The organism is Idiomarina sp. X4, from assembly GCF_002808045.1.
Lineage (GTDB): Bacteria > Pseudomonadota > Gammaproteobacteria > Enterobacterales > Alteromonadaceae > Idiomarina.
The window spans coordinates 1,910,491-1,926,815 of sequence record NZ_CP025000.1; the positions used below are offsets into that span (position 1 = coordinate 1,910,491).

At 46.7% G+C, this 16,325-nt stretch carries 14 protein-coding genes, 1 tRNA gene and 1 pseudogene; 13 read left to right on the top strand and 3 right to left on the bottom strand.

The genetic code is table 11. The features are described from left to right. Positions 1-58: 58 nt before the first annotated feature. From CWC33_RS09165 to CWC33_RS09195, 7 genes are all read left to right on the top strand, one after another. On the top strand, positions 59-919 hold the full coding sequence (locus CWC33_RS09165; protein ID WP_100691672.1) for an HDOD domain-containing protein: 861 nt from the start codon (positions 59-61) through the stop codon (positions 917-919). Between the two features lie 94 nt (positions 920-1,013). Then, positions 1,014-1,090, top strand: a tRNA-Trp gene (locus CWC33_RS09170). Positions 1,091-1,181: 91 nt separating this feature from the next. Further along, a complete protein-coding gene (locus CWC33_RS09175) occupies positions 1,182-1,493 on the top strand; it encodes a hypothetical protein (RefSeq protein WP_100691673.1) in 312 nt (103 codons plus the stop codon). After that, complete coding sequence (gene rimI, locus CWC33_RS09180; protein WP_100691674.1) at positions 1,486-1,932, top strand: ribosomal protein S18-alanine N-acetyltransferase; 447 nt, start codon at positions 1,486-1,488, stop codon at positions 1,930-1,932. Before CWC33_RS09175 ends, rimI begins: the two co-directional genes overlap by 8 nt. Before the next feature lie 9 nt (positions 1,933-1,941). After that, positions 1,942-2,688, top strand: coding sequence for a deoxyribose-phosphate aldolase (gene deoC, locus CWC33_RS09185; protein ID WP_100691675.1), 747 nt, complete (start codon positions 1,942-1,944; stop codon positions 2,686-2,688). Positions 2,689-2,690: 2 nt separating this feature from the next. Then, complete coding sequence (gene deoA / locus CWC33_RS09190; protein ID WP_100691676.1) at positions 2,691-4,022, top strand: thymidine phosphorylase; 1,332 nt, start codon at positions 2,691-2,693, stop codon at positions 4,020-4,022. A gap of 5 nt (positions 4,023-4,027) precedes the next feature. After that, positions 4,028-5,224: a phosphopentomutase gene (locus CWC33_RS09195; protein WP_100691677.1), complete on the top strand. Its 1,197-nt coding sequence runs from the start codon at positions 4,028-4,030 to the stop codon at positions 5,222-5,224. Here CWC33_RS09195 and CWC33_RS09200 read toward each other — a convergent pair. Next, on the bottom strand, positions 5,221-6,912 hold the full coding sequence (locus CWC33_RS09200) for a methyl-accepting chemotaxis protein (protein WP_100691678.1): 1,692 nt from the start codon (positions 6,910-6,912) through the stop codon (positions 5,221-5,223). The genes CWC33_RS09195 and CWC33_RS09200 overlap by 4 nt on opposite strands. A 178-nt stretch (positions 6,913-7,090) precedes the next feature. Between CWC33_RS09200 and prfC the strand changes: the two genes are divergently transcribed. Together prfC and CWC33_RS09210 are read left to right on the top strand one after the other, a co-directional pair. Next, entirely contained in the window at positions 7,091-8,680 is a 1,590-nt protein-coding gene (prfC, locus tag CWC33_RS09205) for a peptide chain release factor 3 (RefSeq protein ID WP_100691679.1), read from the top strand. An 8-nt stretch (positions 8,681-8,688) separates the two neighbouring features. Next, a complete protein-coding gene (locus tag CWC33_RS09210) occupies positions 8,689-9,447 on the top strand; it encodes a TatD family hydrolase (RefSeq protein ID WP_232709783.1) in 759 nt (252 codons plus the stop codon). A gap of 21 nt (positions 9,448-9,468) precedes the next feature. Here CWC33_RS09210 and CWC33_RS09215 read toward each other — a convergent pair whose 3' ends face one another. Beyond that, a complete protein-coding gene (locus tag CWC33_RS09215; protein WP_232709784.1) occupies positions 9,469-10,092 on the bottom strand; it encodes a YtjB family periplasmic protein in 624 nt (207 codons plus the stop codon). A gap of 26 nt (positions 10,093-10,118) precedes the next feature. Between CWC33_RS09215 and serB the strand changes: the two genes are divergently transcribed. After that, positions 10,119-10,769: a phosphoserine phosphatase SerB gene (serB, locus tag CWC33_RS09220; protein WP_100691681.1), complete on the top strand. Its 651-nt coding sequence runs from the start codon at positions 10,119-10,121 to the stop codon at positions 10,767-10,769. On the opposite strand, the gene CWC33_RS09225 is transcribed toward serB, so the two are convergent. After that, a complete protein-coding gene (locus tag CWC33_RS09225; protein WP_100691682.1) occupies positions 10,755-13,259 on the bottom strand; it encodes a PilZ domain-containing protein in 2,505 nt (834 codons plus the stop codon). The genes serB and CWC33_RS09225 overlap by 15 nt on opposite strands. 62 nt (positions 13,260-13,321) lie before the next feature. On the opposite strand from CWC33_RS09225, the pseudogene radA reads away from it, so the two are divergent. The 3 genes and pseudogenes from radA (at position 13,322) to CWC33_RS09240 (ending at position 16,325) form a co-directional block, all read left to right on the top strand. Beyond that, a pseudogene (radA, locus tag CWC33_RS09230) lies at positions 13,322-14,544 on the top strand (DNA repair protein RadA). After that, positions 14,534-15,340 carry an ABC transporter substrate-binding protein gene (locus CWC33_RS09235; protein ID WP_100691683.1) on the top strand — a complete coding sequence of 269 codons (807 nt, stop codon included), beginning with the start codon at positions 14,534-14,536 and terminating at the stop codon, positions 15,338-15,340. Before radA ends, CWC33_RS09235 begins: the two are co-directional and overlap by 11 nt. Then, positions 15,333-16,325: a FecCD family ABC transporter permease gene (locus CWC33_RS09240; RefSeq protein WP_157803487.1), complete on the top strand. Its 993-nt coding sequence runs from the start codon at positions 15,333-15,335 to the stop codon at positions 16,323-16,325. The genes CWC33_RS09235 and CWC33_RS09240 overlap by 8 nt, the downstream gene beginning before the upstream one ends.

A 16,325-nucleotide genomic window follows, 5' to 3' on the forward strand; every position in this document is an offset into this window, starting at 1 on the left:
AACATAATCTCATTGTTTGAGACTCTGTGTCACCCATCGGGTTCAACTTGGAGAAATTATGGCGATAGAAATTACAACAGCAGAGAAACGGCTATTACAAAAGGTTAGTATACCGCCACGACCACAGACTCTGTTAACTGTTAGTAGTGAAGCCAAAAAAGAGGAACCCGATGTATCTGTTATTGCTGATGCTATCGCATCGGATATGGGTATTGCTGCTGCGGTTTTGCAAGTTGTAAACTCAGCTGCTTATCGGCGTGCAAAAGAAATTGATTCAATTCAGCAAGCGGTCATGACGCTGGGTTTTCGACGCGTCTTTCCGATTGTAAAAGCGGTTGCATTAAAGTCAGCGCTGAAGTCGGACTATGATCTCAATGAGTTTTGGCGTTATAACGAATGGGTGGCGAGTGCTTGTGTGATGGTTTCCGAAGCTGTCGGTAAGCCGGAGCTGCGAGATCATGCTTACATGCTTGGTCTTTTTCAAAGCTCAGGTATTCCTGTCATGTTGTCAGAGTTTGATGAAGAATATTCAGAGCTATTGGATGCTTCAAGTAGCCAACCATGGCCTGAAATTATCGAACAAGAGCAGCGCAAGTTTAATACAACCCACACAACAATGGGGGCGTTACTCGCTCAGCAGTGGAAGCTCCCCAAAATTGTTGTCGAAGTTATTTATTATTTGTTCGATGACAGCTCTGTTTTTTTAACATCGAGTGAGCTGTCGGGGCTTGCGTTGGATTTGCTAGGCATATTAAAAATATCCCGTTATGCGATAGACCTAAGAACGCGTAGCTTGGCAGGACAAGATGAATGGCAGTCAGTGCAGGACGGAGTACTGGAACACTTTCAAATCGATGAGTTTAAAGTGGAAGAAATTATTGAGCTAGTTCATGAAGAACTGTTCGATACCGATCATTAGTTTTGCTGGTTAAATTATCTGCAAACGACAGAGTTAGAGCCAATAAGTACTTGTGCCGCGGTTTGTTGTCGGTATAATCCATGCCTCAAGAGTTAGGGGCGTAGTTCCAACTGGCAGAACAGCGGTCTCCAAAACCGACGGTTGGGGGTTCGAATCCCTCCGCCCCTGCCAACTCTTCACTAGTCTTATTTATTCTGCTCAATTACACTACATTCATATCTTTTAGTACTTACTTTGGTAATTCATCTATACGGTAACTTTTATGAATGCTCAGTGGACTTCTCAGCAAATGCAGGCATTAGCCGCTATGAATATCCCACTTTGGGAAAAAGCGCCTGAGCCAAAAGGTCAATATTTTTATAAGTTGGGCTCTTATCATTTAGTTGGCGAGACACAATTACCGGTTGAGCTACCGCAGTGGTTTAAAGACTTTTGCTTATGCGTCGGTGAGCGACCGGTAGCGGTTAAAATAACGGAACTATCAGATAACTGCCTCAATTACAACACTTGGTTTGATAATCTACCAACGCCTGAATTTAAAAAAGAGCTTTGGCAACGTTTAAGCCATGCCTGACATAAAAATTCAACGTTTTACTCCTGACAGTCGCTCTTATCAAATCGAGCGGCTAGCTCACGCGCACCCATGGAGCTTATCGGTTTTTTGCCAAAGTCATGGGCCAGCTTACTATAATAGACAGTTAGTCGTTAACGAAGAGACCGTCGGTTATATTATTTGCCAGCAGGTACTGGACGAACTCACCATTTTTAATATCGCTATTGATCCAAAGCACCAGGGGCAAGGTTTTTCGCATTACTTAATGCAGGACACCTTAAACTATGCGGCAAACAACGGTATGTTGGTCTTCCTTGAAGTACGAGAATCTAATACTCCGGCCATTAGCTTATATCAAACGTATGGGTTTAGAGAGCTGGCCAAAAGACCTGACTATTATAAAACCCTTAACGGTTACGAAGACGCTTTAGTCATGAAGTGGCAAAGCGAACAGAATTAGGAGAAGTTTATGCCGTCGGAAAATCATGCACAGGCTTTACAGGTATTATCGTATGTCGATTTAACGTCTTTGAACAATGACGATGATAAGACCGCTATTGAGTCACTTTGCAGTAAGGTTTCTATTGGTCACCAGTCGGTAGCCGCTATTTGTGTTTTTCCGGAATGGGTGGCGACAGCGAAAACTTACTTCGAAGAGCAGAGCCTCAACATTCCTATCGCAACCGTCACTAACTTTCCGGACGGAAGTACAAATATTGAGAGAGCTGTCTCGGAAACTGAGCGAGCTATTGCGGCAGGGGCACACGAAATTGATGTTGTCTTGCCATATAGAGCGCTGTTAAATGGCGATGAGAGCACGCCAGCTGAATTAGTACGTGAGTGCAAGGACGTTTGTGGCGATGAAGTGGCACTAAAAGTCATTGTTGAATCGGGTGAGCTTAAAACGCAGGATGCCATTGTGGCGGCAAGTGAGATAGCTATTGCCAATGGCGCTGATTTTATCAAAACCTCAACAGGCAAAGTGGAAACGAACGCGACGTTATCAGCGGCTCAAACGATGCTGGGCGTTATTAAAGCGAGCGGTACGGACTGTGGTTTCAAAGCGGCTGGAGGTATACGCACTGTAGAAGAAGCTATGCAGTATATTAATCTGGCTGAAGAAATTTTCGGGAAAGACTGGGTAACGCCGGGGCATTTCCGAATTGGCGCAAGCAGCCTACTGAAGGATATCCAAGCGATTGTGGATAACCACTAGCCATGTATTTGCCGCAAGATAGTATTCGAAAAAAGCGTGATGCTCTTCAATTGACTGAGTGGGAGATTCATCAGTTCGTTAACGGCATTTGCGACGATAGCGTTAGTGAAGGGCAAATCGCTGCACTGGCAATGGCTATTTATTTTAATGGCATGAATGCTGATGAAACATTGAACCTGACTAAGGCTATGCGAGACTCAGGAGATGTTCTGAGTTGGCCGAGGTCAGAGTTTGATGGTCCTATTTTGGATAAGCATTCGACAGGCGGCATTGGTGACGTTGTCAGCTTAATGTTGGGACCTATTATTGCTGCTTGCGGCGGTTATGTGCCGATGATTTCAGGGCGTGGTTTAGGACACACCGGCGGCACTTTAGACAAACTCGATTCGATTCCAGGCTATCAATCGACACCGGATAATGACACGTTTAAAAACGTCGTGAAGAAAGCCGGCGTCGCCATTATCGGACAAACCGGTAACTTGGCGCCAGCCGACAGGCGATTTTATGCTACCCGGGATATAACGGCCACCGTTGAGTCGATTCCGCTGATTACCGCTTCCATTTTGTCAAAGAAGCTATCTGAAGGTCTTGACGGGTTGGTCATGGACGTAAAGTCGGGCAACGGTGCTTTCATGCCAAGTCATGCGCAATCGCTGGAGCTGGCCAGGAAAATTGTCAGTGTCGGCGGACAGCTCGGTGTATCGACATCCGCTTTGGTGACCGATATGAATGAACCTTTAGCATCGACGGCAGGTAATGCGCTGGAAGTGAAACTGGCGGTTGATTATTTAACTGGGCGGCACCGAGATGCGCGGCTTCATGAAGTCACTCTGGCGTTGGCTGCTGAGTCACTGTTGTCCGGAGGGCTAGCAAAAAGCCAGGACGACGCAAAACACAGAGCCATTAAAGCGTTGGATACAGGCTCTGCAGCTGAGCGATTCGCTGAAATGGTGCGGTTACTCAACGGTCCCGCAGACTTTATCGAGCGACCCGAACATTACTTATCTGAGGCAAAAATCATAGAGCCTGTTTATGCTCCTGATAAGCACTTGGACATGTACTTAAGTGAGTATGATACGAGGTCGATAGGCATGGCGGTAGTGCAGTTAGGAGGTGGTCGTCGTAAAGCGGATGACAAATTAGACTTAAGTGTTGGTATTAAGCATATTATTCCTCTGGGAACTCAGTTAAGTAAAGGGCAGCCGGTAGCCTGGATTTGTGGTAATGACAGACGCAAAGTCGACATAGCTAGAGAGATGTTTTTATCCGCTATGACATTTACTGAAACTGCACCGGCGCCGAACCCAGTAATTTACGAACGGCTGACAAGGTAACCTTTATGGCCAGATCAATCGTGATTGTTTTAGATTCTTTAGGTATCGGAGCGGCTCCTGACGCTGACAAGTTTGGCGACCTTGGAGCAGATACATTTGGTCATATCGCTGAAAAACGTAAGCAATCAGGCGCCGCATTCAATATACCGAACCTGCTTAAGTTAGGGCTTGGTGAGGCTCACCGAGGCGCTGTTGGGCAATACGCAGATGGTATTCATGAATGTGAAACCGAAGGCGCATTTGCGTGGGCGGCAGAGGTGTCATCCGGTAAAGATACGCCGTCAGGTCATTGGGAATTGATGGGCGTACCGGTCCACTTTGACTGGGGATACTTCACTGATAAAGAGAACAGCTTTCCAAAAGACTTACTGCAAAATATTCAAGAGCAATCGGGTATACCGGACATTTTGGGCAACTGTCATGCCTCTGGCACTGAGATTATTCAGCGGCTTGGTCAAAAGCATATTGAAACTGGCGCTCCCATATTTTACACCTCTGCAGACTCCGTGTTTCAAATAGCCGCACACGAAGAGCATTTTGGCCTTGAGCGCCTTTATAAACTGTGTGAGCAAGTGCGAGAGTTGCTGGACGATTATAATATTGGCCGTGTTATAGCGCGGCCGTTTGTCGGGGAAACGCCCGATAATTTTGTCAGAACGGCTAATCGTAAAGATTATTCGGTGTTGCCTCCTAAGCCGACGGTATTGAACAAATTAGAAAGTGCCGGGGGACAGGTCATTGGCATTGGTAAAATTTCAGATATCTTTGCGCATAGTGGTATCAGTCAGTCGTTTAAAGGAAAAGACTTATCTGAGTTAATGGACGAAACGTTAAAAGCAATGGACACCGCGGATGACAACACCCTTATTTTCACCAATTTAGTTGACTTTGACACACTGTATGGGCACAGGCGAAACGCAGAAGGGTATGCGCAAGAGCTTGAACATTTTGACCAATGGTTACCGAAAGTCATCAGCGCAATGAAAGAAGATGACTTGCTTGTGCTAACGGCTGATCATGGCTGCGACCCAACTTGGCCGGGTAGCGACCATACGCGAGAATACGTTCCATTGTTGCTATCGGGGAGCAAGGTCGTGCCAAAGAATCATGGCGAACGACAAAGCTTTGCCGATTTAGGTCAAACACTCTGCCGCTGGTTTCGGTTATCGCCTATGGACGAGGGCACAGCTATCGACATTTAGTCAATACGATAGCGTTTTACATTATCTTCAAGCTGATAAGCGGTATCTGTCAGTTCACGCATATGGTCGCCAGCTTGTTGAGTCCCGCTGGCAGTTTGTTTTGCGATATCAACAATTTTGGTCATGTTTTCGTTTATGGTTTCTGAAACTGAAGTCTGCTCTTCTGCTGCCGTTGCAATTTGAGCATTTTGACTATTAATTGTGTTGACGGCTTCCAGTACCTGAGCCAGCGCCGTTTCGACTTCTGCGGCTTCGGCAACACTGGTTTCACTGCCTTGCTTAATGGCTGACATCACTTCTGAAACCTGTTTGCTGCCACTTTGCAGCTGTTCAATCATACTTTCAATTTCATGAGTGCTGTCTTGCGTGCGTTTAGCCAGCGTCCGAACTTCGTCAGCAACAACCGCGAAGCCACGGCCAGCTTCACCGGCACGGGCCGACTCAATAGCAGCGTTTAAAGCCAGCAAATTGGTTTGCTCAGCAATGGCACGAATAACATCCAGTACCGAACCAATCTCAGCCGAGTGCTCACTAAGCTTTTCAACCTCTGCTGAGCCGTCCTCGACTTTCTCAGCAAGACCATGGATGACATTAACAGCTTTAGTTAACAGGTGGTTGGCTGAGTGCACAAGCTCTTCTGCTTGCTCAGCAGCGCTTGACGCTTCACTTGCGCTGCGGGCAACTTCCTGCGACGCTGTCGCCAGTTCATTAATAGCGGTCGCAACCTGCTCACTTTCCTCCTGTTGTTCGTTAACACCGTTACGAGCTTCAGAGAGCACGCCGTCTAAGCGTTGAGTTGAGTGAGTAACCGATGTCGCCGACGCCCGGATATTGGCTACCATATCGGAGACTTGGTCAGCAAAGTTATTAAAGGCCTGGCCAAGCTCTGACATTTCATCATTGCTGTCGGTATCTAGACGTTGGGTTAGGTCGCCGTCGCCTTTAGCAATTTGATCCATTGCATCTAATGCACGTTTCAATGGTCCTGTAATTCCTTTCACGACAAACAGTGCGAGGGCGGCAATGATAAGCAGCACAATAATGGATGCGATGATGGTGCTTGCGGCTGACTCTGCCAGGGCATCGTCAACGTTACTTTCAATAATTTTTGTTTGCTCTTGTAAGCTGGCGGTCCAGAAGCCGGTACCGATAACCCAGCCCCATTCTGCCAGCATATCGGCATATCCTAATTTGGGGTTCACCTGACCACTGGTGTTTTCCCAGTCGTATTCGACGAAACCTCCGCCACTCTCAGCCGCTTCGATAAGCTCTTGGATGAGAAAAACACCGTTTGGGTCTTGAAAATTGTATAGGTTTTTACCTTCCAGAGACTGATTCACGCCGTGGGCGACGCTTTTCCCTTCGTCATCATAAACAAAGACATAACCGACGTCGCCCGAGTCATCAAAACGCAGCTGTCGCAAAATTTGTTTGGCACGTTCCTGGCGCTCTTGCAAAGAGCCTAAAGAGTCGTTTTTAACTAAATGCTCTATAGAGCTCATCGCCAGTTGCAAATAATTGCGAACCTCTTCACGGGCATCTGTTTCCATTTGCGACTTAAAGTCTGATACAGCGTTTTGGACAACTTGTGTCGATTGCGACAAGTTATACCAGGTCAGAAAAATGGCTATAAGCAGTGGCGGAATGAGCGCTAGAGAGAGTACTTTAGCTTTTATGGTCAGTCTCATTGTTAAGGACCCTTGTTTATGACGTTAACTTGTCTATTTTAGTACACGCTAAACAACTTATCTGTTAGACATTTGTGGAAAGTGTTTAAGGTTGTGTTAGTTATCCTTAATTTGTGTATCGGCGGCAGATAAGCGAAAATAAGCGCTATTCATTATTAATCGAAATTGAGTGCTGTTAATGTCTGACGCAAAGTTACACGAAGAAGTCGAAAAACGACGTACATTCGCCATTATTTCTCACCCGGATGCGGGTAAAACCACGATTACGGAAAAAGTGCTTTTACACGGCCACCAAATTCAGAAAGCCGGTACCGTTAAGGGGAAAAAATCAGGTCAACACGCCAAGTCAGACTGGATGGAAATGGAGCAGGAACGGGGTATATCTGTTACGACCTCCGTCATGCAATTCCCTTATAATGAAGCGTTGGTTAACTTATTAGATACACCAGGACACGCGGATTTCTCTGAGGACACTTACCGAACGTTAACAGCGGTGGACTCTTGTTTAATGGTTATTGATGGCGCAAAAGGTGTTGAAGACAGAACTATTAAGCTGATGGAAGTCACTCGCTTAAGAGATACGCCAATTTTGACTTTCATGAACAAGCTCGACCGTGATATTCGCGATCCTTTAGAGCTGTTGGATGAAGTCGAGGATGTTCTCAAGATTATGTGCGCGCCTATCACCTGGCCAATTGGATCAGGTAAAAACTTTAAAGGCGTTTACCATTTACTGCGTGACGAAGTCATTCTCTATAAAACAGGGCAAGGGCACCGAATTCAGGAAGAAGATATTATAAAAGGTCTAGACAACCCTGAGCTTGATGAACGTCTAGGCGTATGGGCTGAAGAATTGCGGGAACAAATTGAGCTGGTTGAGGGAGCATCAAATTCTTTTGACTTAGAAATGTTCTTAGCAGGCGAGTTAACACCGGTGTTTTTCGGTACCGCACTTGGAAACTTCGGCGTTGATCATATGCTGGATGGGCTTGTTGACTGGGCGCCTAAACCACAATCTCGTGAGACAGATGAGGGTAGCTTTGTCGAGGCTGATAATAAAAACTTTTCAGGATTTATTTTTAAGATCCAGGCGAATATGGATCCGAAGCACCGTGACCGAGTAGCGTTTTTGCGAATTGTGTCGGGTAAATATGAAAAAGGCATGAAAATGCGGCAAGTTCGCACCGGCAAGGATGTTCGAATCAGCGATGCACTGACCTTCCTGGCGGGCGACCGTTCGCATGTTGAAGAGGCTTTCCCTGGCGATATTATTGGTCTGCATAACCACGGTACTATCCAAATAGGCGACACCTTCACAGCCGGTGAGGAGTTTAAATTTAGTGGTATTCCAAACTTTGCACCGGAGCTATTCCGTCGCATTCGCTTGAAAGATCCTCTTAAGCAAAAGCAACTGCTAAAAGGCTTGGTTCAGCTATCAGAGGAAGGTGCTGTGCAGGTATTTCGGCCGCTTATCAGTAATGACCTTATTGTTGGAGCGGTAGGTGTGCTGCAGTTTGATGTTGTGGTTCATCGTTTGAAAACCGAATACAAAGTGGAAGCCATTTACGAAAACATTAATGTCGCTACAGCACGTTGGGTTATGTCGAAAGACGAGAAAAAGCTGGATGAATTCCGTCGAAAAGCAGAATCGAATTTGGCGCTAGATGGCGGTGATAACTTAACCTACATAGCGCCGACTATGGTGAACTTAAGTTTGGCTGAAGAGCGCTACCCTGATATCACCTTTACCCATACACGCGAGCACTGATAGCTATTATGCGGCTCTTTGATACGCACTGTCACCTCGATTTTGATGCCTTTGATAAGGATAGAGAGGCGGTGCTGGAAAGAGCCAGTGAAGCTGGCGTAAAGCGATTTATGGTGCCTGGGGTGACACGAAACCAGTGGGAGAAACTGTCATCTTTAGCAAGTAAGAACACTAGTTGGTCTTATGCACTGGGTTTGCATCCCTGGTTTATTGAAGAGCACGACATCAGCGATATCGAAGTGCTGGAGAGGACGCTGGAGCAGAAAAAGGGGCAGGTAAAAGCGGTAGGAGAAATTGGTCTTGATAAAACCTGCCCGGACTATGACAAGCAACATACGCTTTTCATTCGTCAGCTTGAGCTGGCAAAGCAGTTGAAACTACCGGTTATTATTCACCACCGTAAAACGCTCGACCGTACTCATGCCGATATTAAGAAGTACGGGCCTGAGCGAGGTGTTATTCATGCGTTTAGCGGCAGCCATCAACAGGCGATGAAGTTTGTTGAGCAAGGCTATAAGCTCGGTGTGGGGGGAGTGATCACTTACGACCGTGCACAAAAAACTAGGCAGGCTATCCAAGAAGTACCGATAGAAAGCCTGGTACTCGAAACCGATTCACCCGATATGCCGCTGTCCGGGTATCAAGGACAGAGAAATGAGCCTTATCGAGTGGCCCTTGTATTAGAAGCTTTAGCTGAATTAAAAAGCACTGATAAGGAAGCGCTGGCGTCACAGTTATGGCAGAACAGTGTCGAGCTGTTTAGCTAAAGCTAATATCGAAAGTAGTGCCTATTTCTGCCAGTAACGGTCTCGTATTCGGTTAAAACCCAGCATAATAAACACGCCCGCTAGCATGGCGAGCAACAGCAGTACTTTGCCTTGCTGCATTAGGCCGTCGTGCGCTTGTCTGCTTTGGGCTAACAAAGTGCTTTTATCAAATACTACCTGGATATAGCCACTGATATGTTGCTCTTCGTTGATTTCTTCGATCAGTATCCAGGGATCCGCCTTTAAACTGGTTGCCGGCCAGTCGATGATAGATGTCGCCGCCCCTGATGTGACCATGTCTTCACCAAAGCGATCGCGAATAACCGCAGACAACACATGTGGCTGGCTGGTTACATAGTCAACCAATTGCTGCAATTTGTCGGTTTCTCGTTGTTCAACCCAATGATGTGCTTCGTGCTCAACTTGCTGCATTAGCAGTTCGGTAATTGATTGGGTTTGGTTAAAAAGTTGCTGCTGTGACTGAACACTGGCAATATTCCAGACGTTAATAATAATAAATAGCAAACCTGCCGCAGCACCCAGTCGCAAAGCGCGTTTGGTCGCAATGTGCATAAAAGCGCGAGTTGTATCCTTCAACAACCAGCTTTTAAGTGGTTGCCAGAGATTATTTTGTTGAGTACGCATAGCACAGATTCAGGAGTTTTTGATTCATGAAGTATCCGTCTGGTTTAATCGTTTTCGATATGGATTCTACCCTAATTGGTATTGAGTGTATCGATGAAATTGCTCGACTCAATGATTGTTATACTAAAGTTGCAGGCATAACAAAAGCGGCGATGGAAGGAAAACTGGATTTCAGTGAGTCGTTACGCCAGAGGGTGGCTTGTCTTAAGGGCGTTAGTGAGTCGTCACTTCAGGCGCTATTTAACCCTATTCCTTTGCATCCAGGAGCAAAAGAATTGTTCTCCACCTTAAAAGAAAAAGGATGGCAGCGTGCAATTGTTTCAGGAGGCTTCACTTGGTTTGCCGACAGGCTGGCTGTTGAACTTCAGGCGGATGCCGTTATTGCGAATCAACTAGAAGTGAGTGACGGGCTTCTCACAGGACGGGTTTTGGGTGATATAGTCGATGCCCGCATCAAAGCCAGCTCCCTGCAGGACTTAGCAAACAAGTGGAATATTCCGATGTCTAAAACGGTCGCTGTCGGTGACGGAGCCAACGATGCTATGATGCTTGAACGGGCTGCCGTGGGTATTGCTTATCAGGCTAAACCGTCATTAAAACGTATCGCGGATTATTGTATTGATGAACCTGACTTGCGCCAGGTTCTTTTCTGTTTAGAGAGTTCAAAGCTTATCTAACCATGAAACCAGCCGCTCTTCTTGTTCGTTAATGGAAGCCGAATCCGGCAGTGTGAAGCTGAGTAAGCTGGACGTGACATCGATAGTTTCGGCAACGCCGAAAATTTTCCATAGTTCTTCTTCTAAGTCTTCCGCTTTGTAGGCCGCGTAGTAGCTCATATACGCGAGTTCTGCCTGAATAAATTGGATATCCGGCTTGCCGGCTCTTGATAAATTGATAGCAATAGCGCGAAAGACCGAGTTCGGCAAACATTGATCAATAAAGCCATGGATATCGTCGGTAGCGTGAGTTTCACACCATTGAGTTTGAACAATGTACTCTCCATTTTGACGATAAAGCCTAATAAGGAGCAGAAGTGACTCCGGAAACGCATCACGCTTCATGGACTTGAGTTTGGGCTCAAACACCTCAGTTACTGAATTTCCTCGTAACAGTGGTTGTAAGTTAATAATAGTGTCGCGGCTACCGGGTAAACGCTTCAGAATACTTAACCAACCGGAGGTCCATGAAGAAACGCCAACCCGGCGAGTTGAGAGTGCTTTTTGTTTTGAGCGATTAAAAAACACCGGTACCGCTGCTGGCGCATAACAATATAAATTTCTTAAACATAACGGCAGACCGTTAACGGATGTGTTTTCGACTTGTAGCTTTAAGACATCTCGTTGCTCACGTATCAGAAAGCGAATAAAGTCAGACCCCCGGTGAGGCTCCGCGGTTGTATCCGCTTTTAGCCGTAATGTCGTTCCTGCGCGGTCGGTTGATGCGACAAGGTAAGGCAGCTCGCTGAGTTTGGCTTTTTTATACGTTTTTAAAAAGCCGGTCATAGAGATATAGACGGTATCGCCTGCAGAGATACTGGCTGGGGTATCCATTTGTACCTGTAAGCCACTTATTGAGAGATCGATAATCATCGCATCTCTGACAAACTTACCGGCTTTCACGCGGCAACGGCTGCGGTAGTTAAAGCGCCGTTCTTTGCGCAGGTTAACGAACTCTAAACGCGCTTCTTTGGTTCTTAACGGTACCGCAGGCGGATGTGCAAAGGCCTTTAAAGAAGGAAGTTGTGACTTATTAACTTCTCCAACAGTTAAATCATTAACGTAAGCGGTAACATCGGAAACCGCCGCCAGGTATTTCAGCGGCTTAACTGCCTGCTTTACCTCAACTGAAGGAGGATTGATACGAAAAGGGACTTTTATATGCTCCGGAACCGCTTGTGGTTGCCAGGCCAGCTCACTATTGCAAGAACGAACGTCAACCTGAAACACTCGCCAGGAAGCTTTTTGACGACCAAAGGCAATATAGGTATCCCAAAGCCCGGCTCGCTTTAACTCATCGACGGTGGCTGAATAGTGATAGATTTTGCCTCGCGCTGTTATCGAAAAGCTCAAAATAATCAGCTGTGCTGTACCGGCTGACTCTAACTGTTCGAAAATCTGCTGACTGCGCCGGACATTAAATATTGAACCGAAACTAATTTGATTGAGCTCATTTAACCAAGTATCTAAAACAAAACGATTATTGTCTGTCGTTAACACATAGTCCGCAATGAGCCGTTTGTTTGCTTCTGAAAAGTAAACCGGTAATTGCCGCGTTCTCGGTAAGAAAAACTGCTCGTACCCTTTATTAATGACACTGTCATAGGTGTTATCAATATTAACGCGATAACGTTTTTTGTAGCCATTAATGAAACGCTGGAAGAAACGGTCAAGTTCGTCGGAGCGAAACTCTGACGCTCGATTTAAATTAATGTACTGCTTTCCGTCAACTTGCTGTACGCCAACGACGACATAGGGAATGCGCATTTCAGGGTCGACTGTGAACTCTTTGGCTAAGCCGACAAAGGACAGCTCTAGTTGATCTTGCGTCTTAATGTCTCGTGGTTCGTCCAGCCGTATGCGCATACCGGTAATGGATATGTCGGCGGTAACCCCTTTAAACTGCTGCTCGTCAGCGTCGGTTAACAGAACATCTATGGTAAAATTCATGCGCTCTTCTGAGCGATACGGATAACGACCAAAATGGAAAGTCTCGGCTAAATAGGAATAGGGCTCGTTAGACTCATCTCTGAATGGCGACTGGCCGCTTACCGGCTCAGCATTTTGAGACGCAAGGCTTTGTGCATAAGCTCGCTCTTCCTCCTGGGCACGACGTAGTTGATTATCGGCGTCAAGAATTTGTTCAAATGTGTCTTGAGTAAATACGCCTTTGTAGGTCTCCAGGCCTTTTTCAAAGATCTCGATAGCAACGCTGTCCAATTGATGCCGACGGCCTTGATGCTCATAAGGAAAACATTCGTCATCGATTTGATTCCGTAAATCAACTGTTCGACGACAAGGTGCAGCAAGTCGGTTAAGCTCCATTTTTAATTTGAAACGAGTGGGACCGTCCAGATCTTTGGTTAAGGTCTGGAAAATAGCGTCGAAATCAGAATCGTAAATAACGGGTTTCAACTGTTCAATTAATTGGTCAAAATAAGAGTTTGGCATCAAGATCCATTTTTATTCGTTATTCTTGAATATTACCTCATATTAAAACGAGAAGCAGATTAATGGCAAAAGCAAAAACGGCATACGTGTGTAGCGACTGTGGAGCAGACTTCCCTCGTTGGTTAGGGCAGTGCACAGAATGTAAAGCATGGAATACCTTAACCGAAGTTCGTCTGGCATCAAAACCTGCTTCTCCGGCAGTCGCGCGTCAGGGGTTTGCGGGAATGACTGAAAGCAAAGTGCAAACGCTTAATGAGGTTGATCTGCAGGAAGTGCCGCGCTTTAGCTCTGGCTTTAAAGAGTTCGACCGAGTGTTGGGTGGTGGCGTTGTACCGGGCTCGGCTATTTTAATTGGTGGCTCGCCCGGAGCCGGGAAAAGTACTCTATTGTTACAAACGCTCTGCCAACTCGCCGAGAAAATGCCTGCATTGTACGTGACCGGGGAAGAGTCGTTACAGCAGGTTGCCATGCGAGCACAGCGCCTGAATTTGCCGACTAATAAATTACGAATGCTGTCAGAAACCTCTGTGGAAACCATTTGCCAGCTGGCTGACAAAGAAAAGCCAGCCATTATGGTTATCGACTCAATACAGGTAATGCACTTAGCGGATATCCAGTCAGCACCGGGCAGTGTATCTCAGGTACGCGAAGCTGCCGCTTATTTGACGCGTTATGCGAAGCAAAAGAACGTCGCCATTATCATGGTAGGGCATGTGACTAAAGAGGGGTCTTTGGCAGGCCCCAAGGTGCTGGAGCATTGTATCGATTGTTCCGTTATTTTGGATGGCTCTTCCGATTCACGTTATCGAACCCTCCGAGGCACTAAAAACCGTTTCGGTGCGGTAAACGAATTAGGCGTGTTTGCCATGACGGGAGGAGGCCTTAAAGAGGTATCAAACCCCTCAGCAATATTCCTACAGCGAGCTGAAGAGCAAGGAAACGGCTCGGTGGTCATGGCGGTTTGCAGGTATCCGACCAGGATGTTTTCGTTAATGTGGTTGGTGGGGTAAAAGTGGCAGAGACATCAGCTGATTTGGCGTTACTGCTGGCGATTGTATCGAGCTTTAAAGGCGATCCTTTGCCCAGAGAGTTAGTGGCTTTCGGTGAGGTTGGCTTAGCTGGAGAAATTCGTCCTGTGCCAAACGGTCTGGAGCGGTTAAACGAAGCGGCCAAGCATGGGTTTAAAAAAGCGGTAGTGCCTATCGCTAATAAGCCTAAAACGGCGCCGGAAGGTATGGAAGTTATTGGTGTGAAAAACCTGCAACAGGCGTTGGATGTTATTTAAATTTATTGCCCTAAGCGCGCTGCTTATAGCGTTGGTAACGCTACCGGCTCAGGCTGAGAATGAAAAGCGCTGGGTTTCACTCAACCAGTGTATCGATATTGCACTGGCTCGCTGGAGTGAACACGGTGAACTGATAGGTATCACCAGGTTGCATAAAGAGCATGAACTGTCCGGTATCAAAAGGCATAACGGTACTCTGGAAAGCATTTTGTCCTTAAGGCCAACGAAGGTTTTTGCGACGGAGTTTAACCAACCGAGGTTGGTTGAGGCGTTGAAGAATTATGTGGATGTTGTCGTTTTGCCGCAACCCCGGAACTGGAAGGCTTATGAGCAGTGGTTGTCTATTATGTCAGCTCAAACGGGGTATTCTGAAAAAGTAGAACAACATAAAAATAAGCTGCAAATAGCGCTTAAGTCGCAAGCTGACAGCCAATCGGCAATTGTTATTATGCCGAATCAGTATAGCTGGGGAAAAGGTAGCTGGACGGATACTATGTTCGGGAAAATGGGGTGGCAAAATCTCGCGTCTACAGCCGGCTATGACTTAGTATCGATTGATTTAGAGCAACTGATAAGCTGGCAGCCTGACATGGTCATTATGGAAGGTTTCACGGATGACGCCGAGTCAGCTGACTTTGCTCTGGCCAATATATGGCGGCATCACCCCGTAGTACGCAGATGGATGGAGGAACAAGACAAAGTCCACTTCATTCCCCATGAAACGTCGTCATGCCCAGTCGTGAATGCAACGAGGTATGTCGAAGCGCTTGGTCACAGGAGACGTAACCGTGAGTAGGTTAATGAAATGGGTGTTAGTGCTCACTACCGGCATTATGGCAATTTCCTCATGGCACTTATCACAAGGCAGCAGCGGAATCACACTTTTGGATTGGTGGCAAAGCGACACCTTGTCAGCGTATCAACGCACCATTTTAGTCGATATTCGACTTCCAAGGCTGGTACTTGCGCTTGTTAACGGCGCAGCGCTTGGACTGGCAGGATCAGCCATGCAGTTGTTACTCAGAAATCCACTGGCAGAGCCAGGACTTACTGGTGTATCGGCTGGCGCAGCTTTAACGACGGTGGCTGTACTGTACTTTGGCTTGCTGCCCACTTTTTCCTGGTTGTTACCCTTTATTGCATTGGCTGGTGGCTTGGCCGCTATTATTGTCGTAGTGGTGATGGCGGGACGATATGCTGACGTTAACCGGGTCATTTTAGCGGGGGTTGCGATTTCCTCATTGGCGGGTGCTGCAATGGCACTGCTGTTGTATTTAGCTCCCAATCCATTTGCTTTTCAGGAATGGAGTCAGTGGACTTTAGGAAGCCTGGCAAACAGAGGCTGGTCACACGTTATGTTGATGCTGCCACTTGCCTTTGCCGGCGCAGTGTTGGTGTTGACTCAAACGCGTTTCTTAACCGCACTCACTTTTTCCGAAGAAACCGTTGTCAGTATGGGGTATAGCTACCCGACAAGACGCAATCTGGTATTGATTGCTGTGGCATTACTGACAGGAAGTAGCGTCGTTAGCGTTGGTATTATTGGTTTTGTGGGCTTGCTTGCACCCCATGTGGTAAGGCTCTTGGGACTTGGCCACCCCAAACAAGTTTTGTTTATGAGCGCGTTAACCGGGGCCTTCCTGGTGTTATCAATTGATATTTTTGTGCGCCTAATTAGTGTAGGACGAGAGTTACCGCTGGGGGTAGTTGCTGCGGTTATTGGGGCGCCCTTACTCATTTTTCTGTTGGTAAGGCAGAAAGCGCGGCATGCGATAGGATAA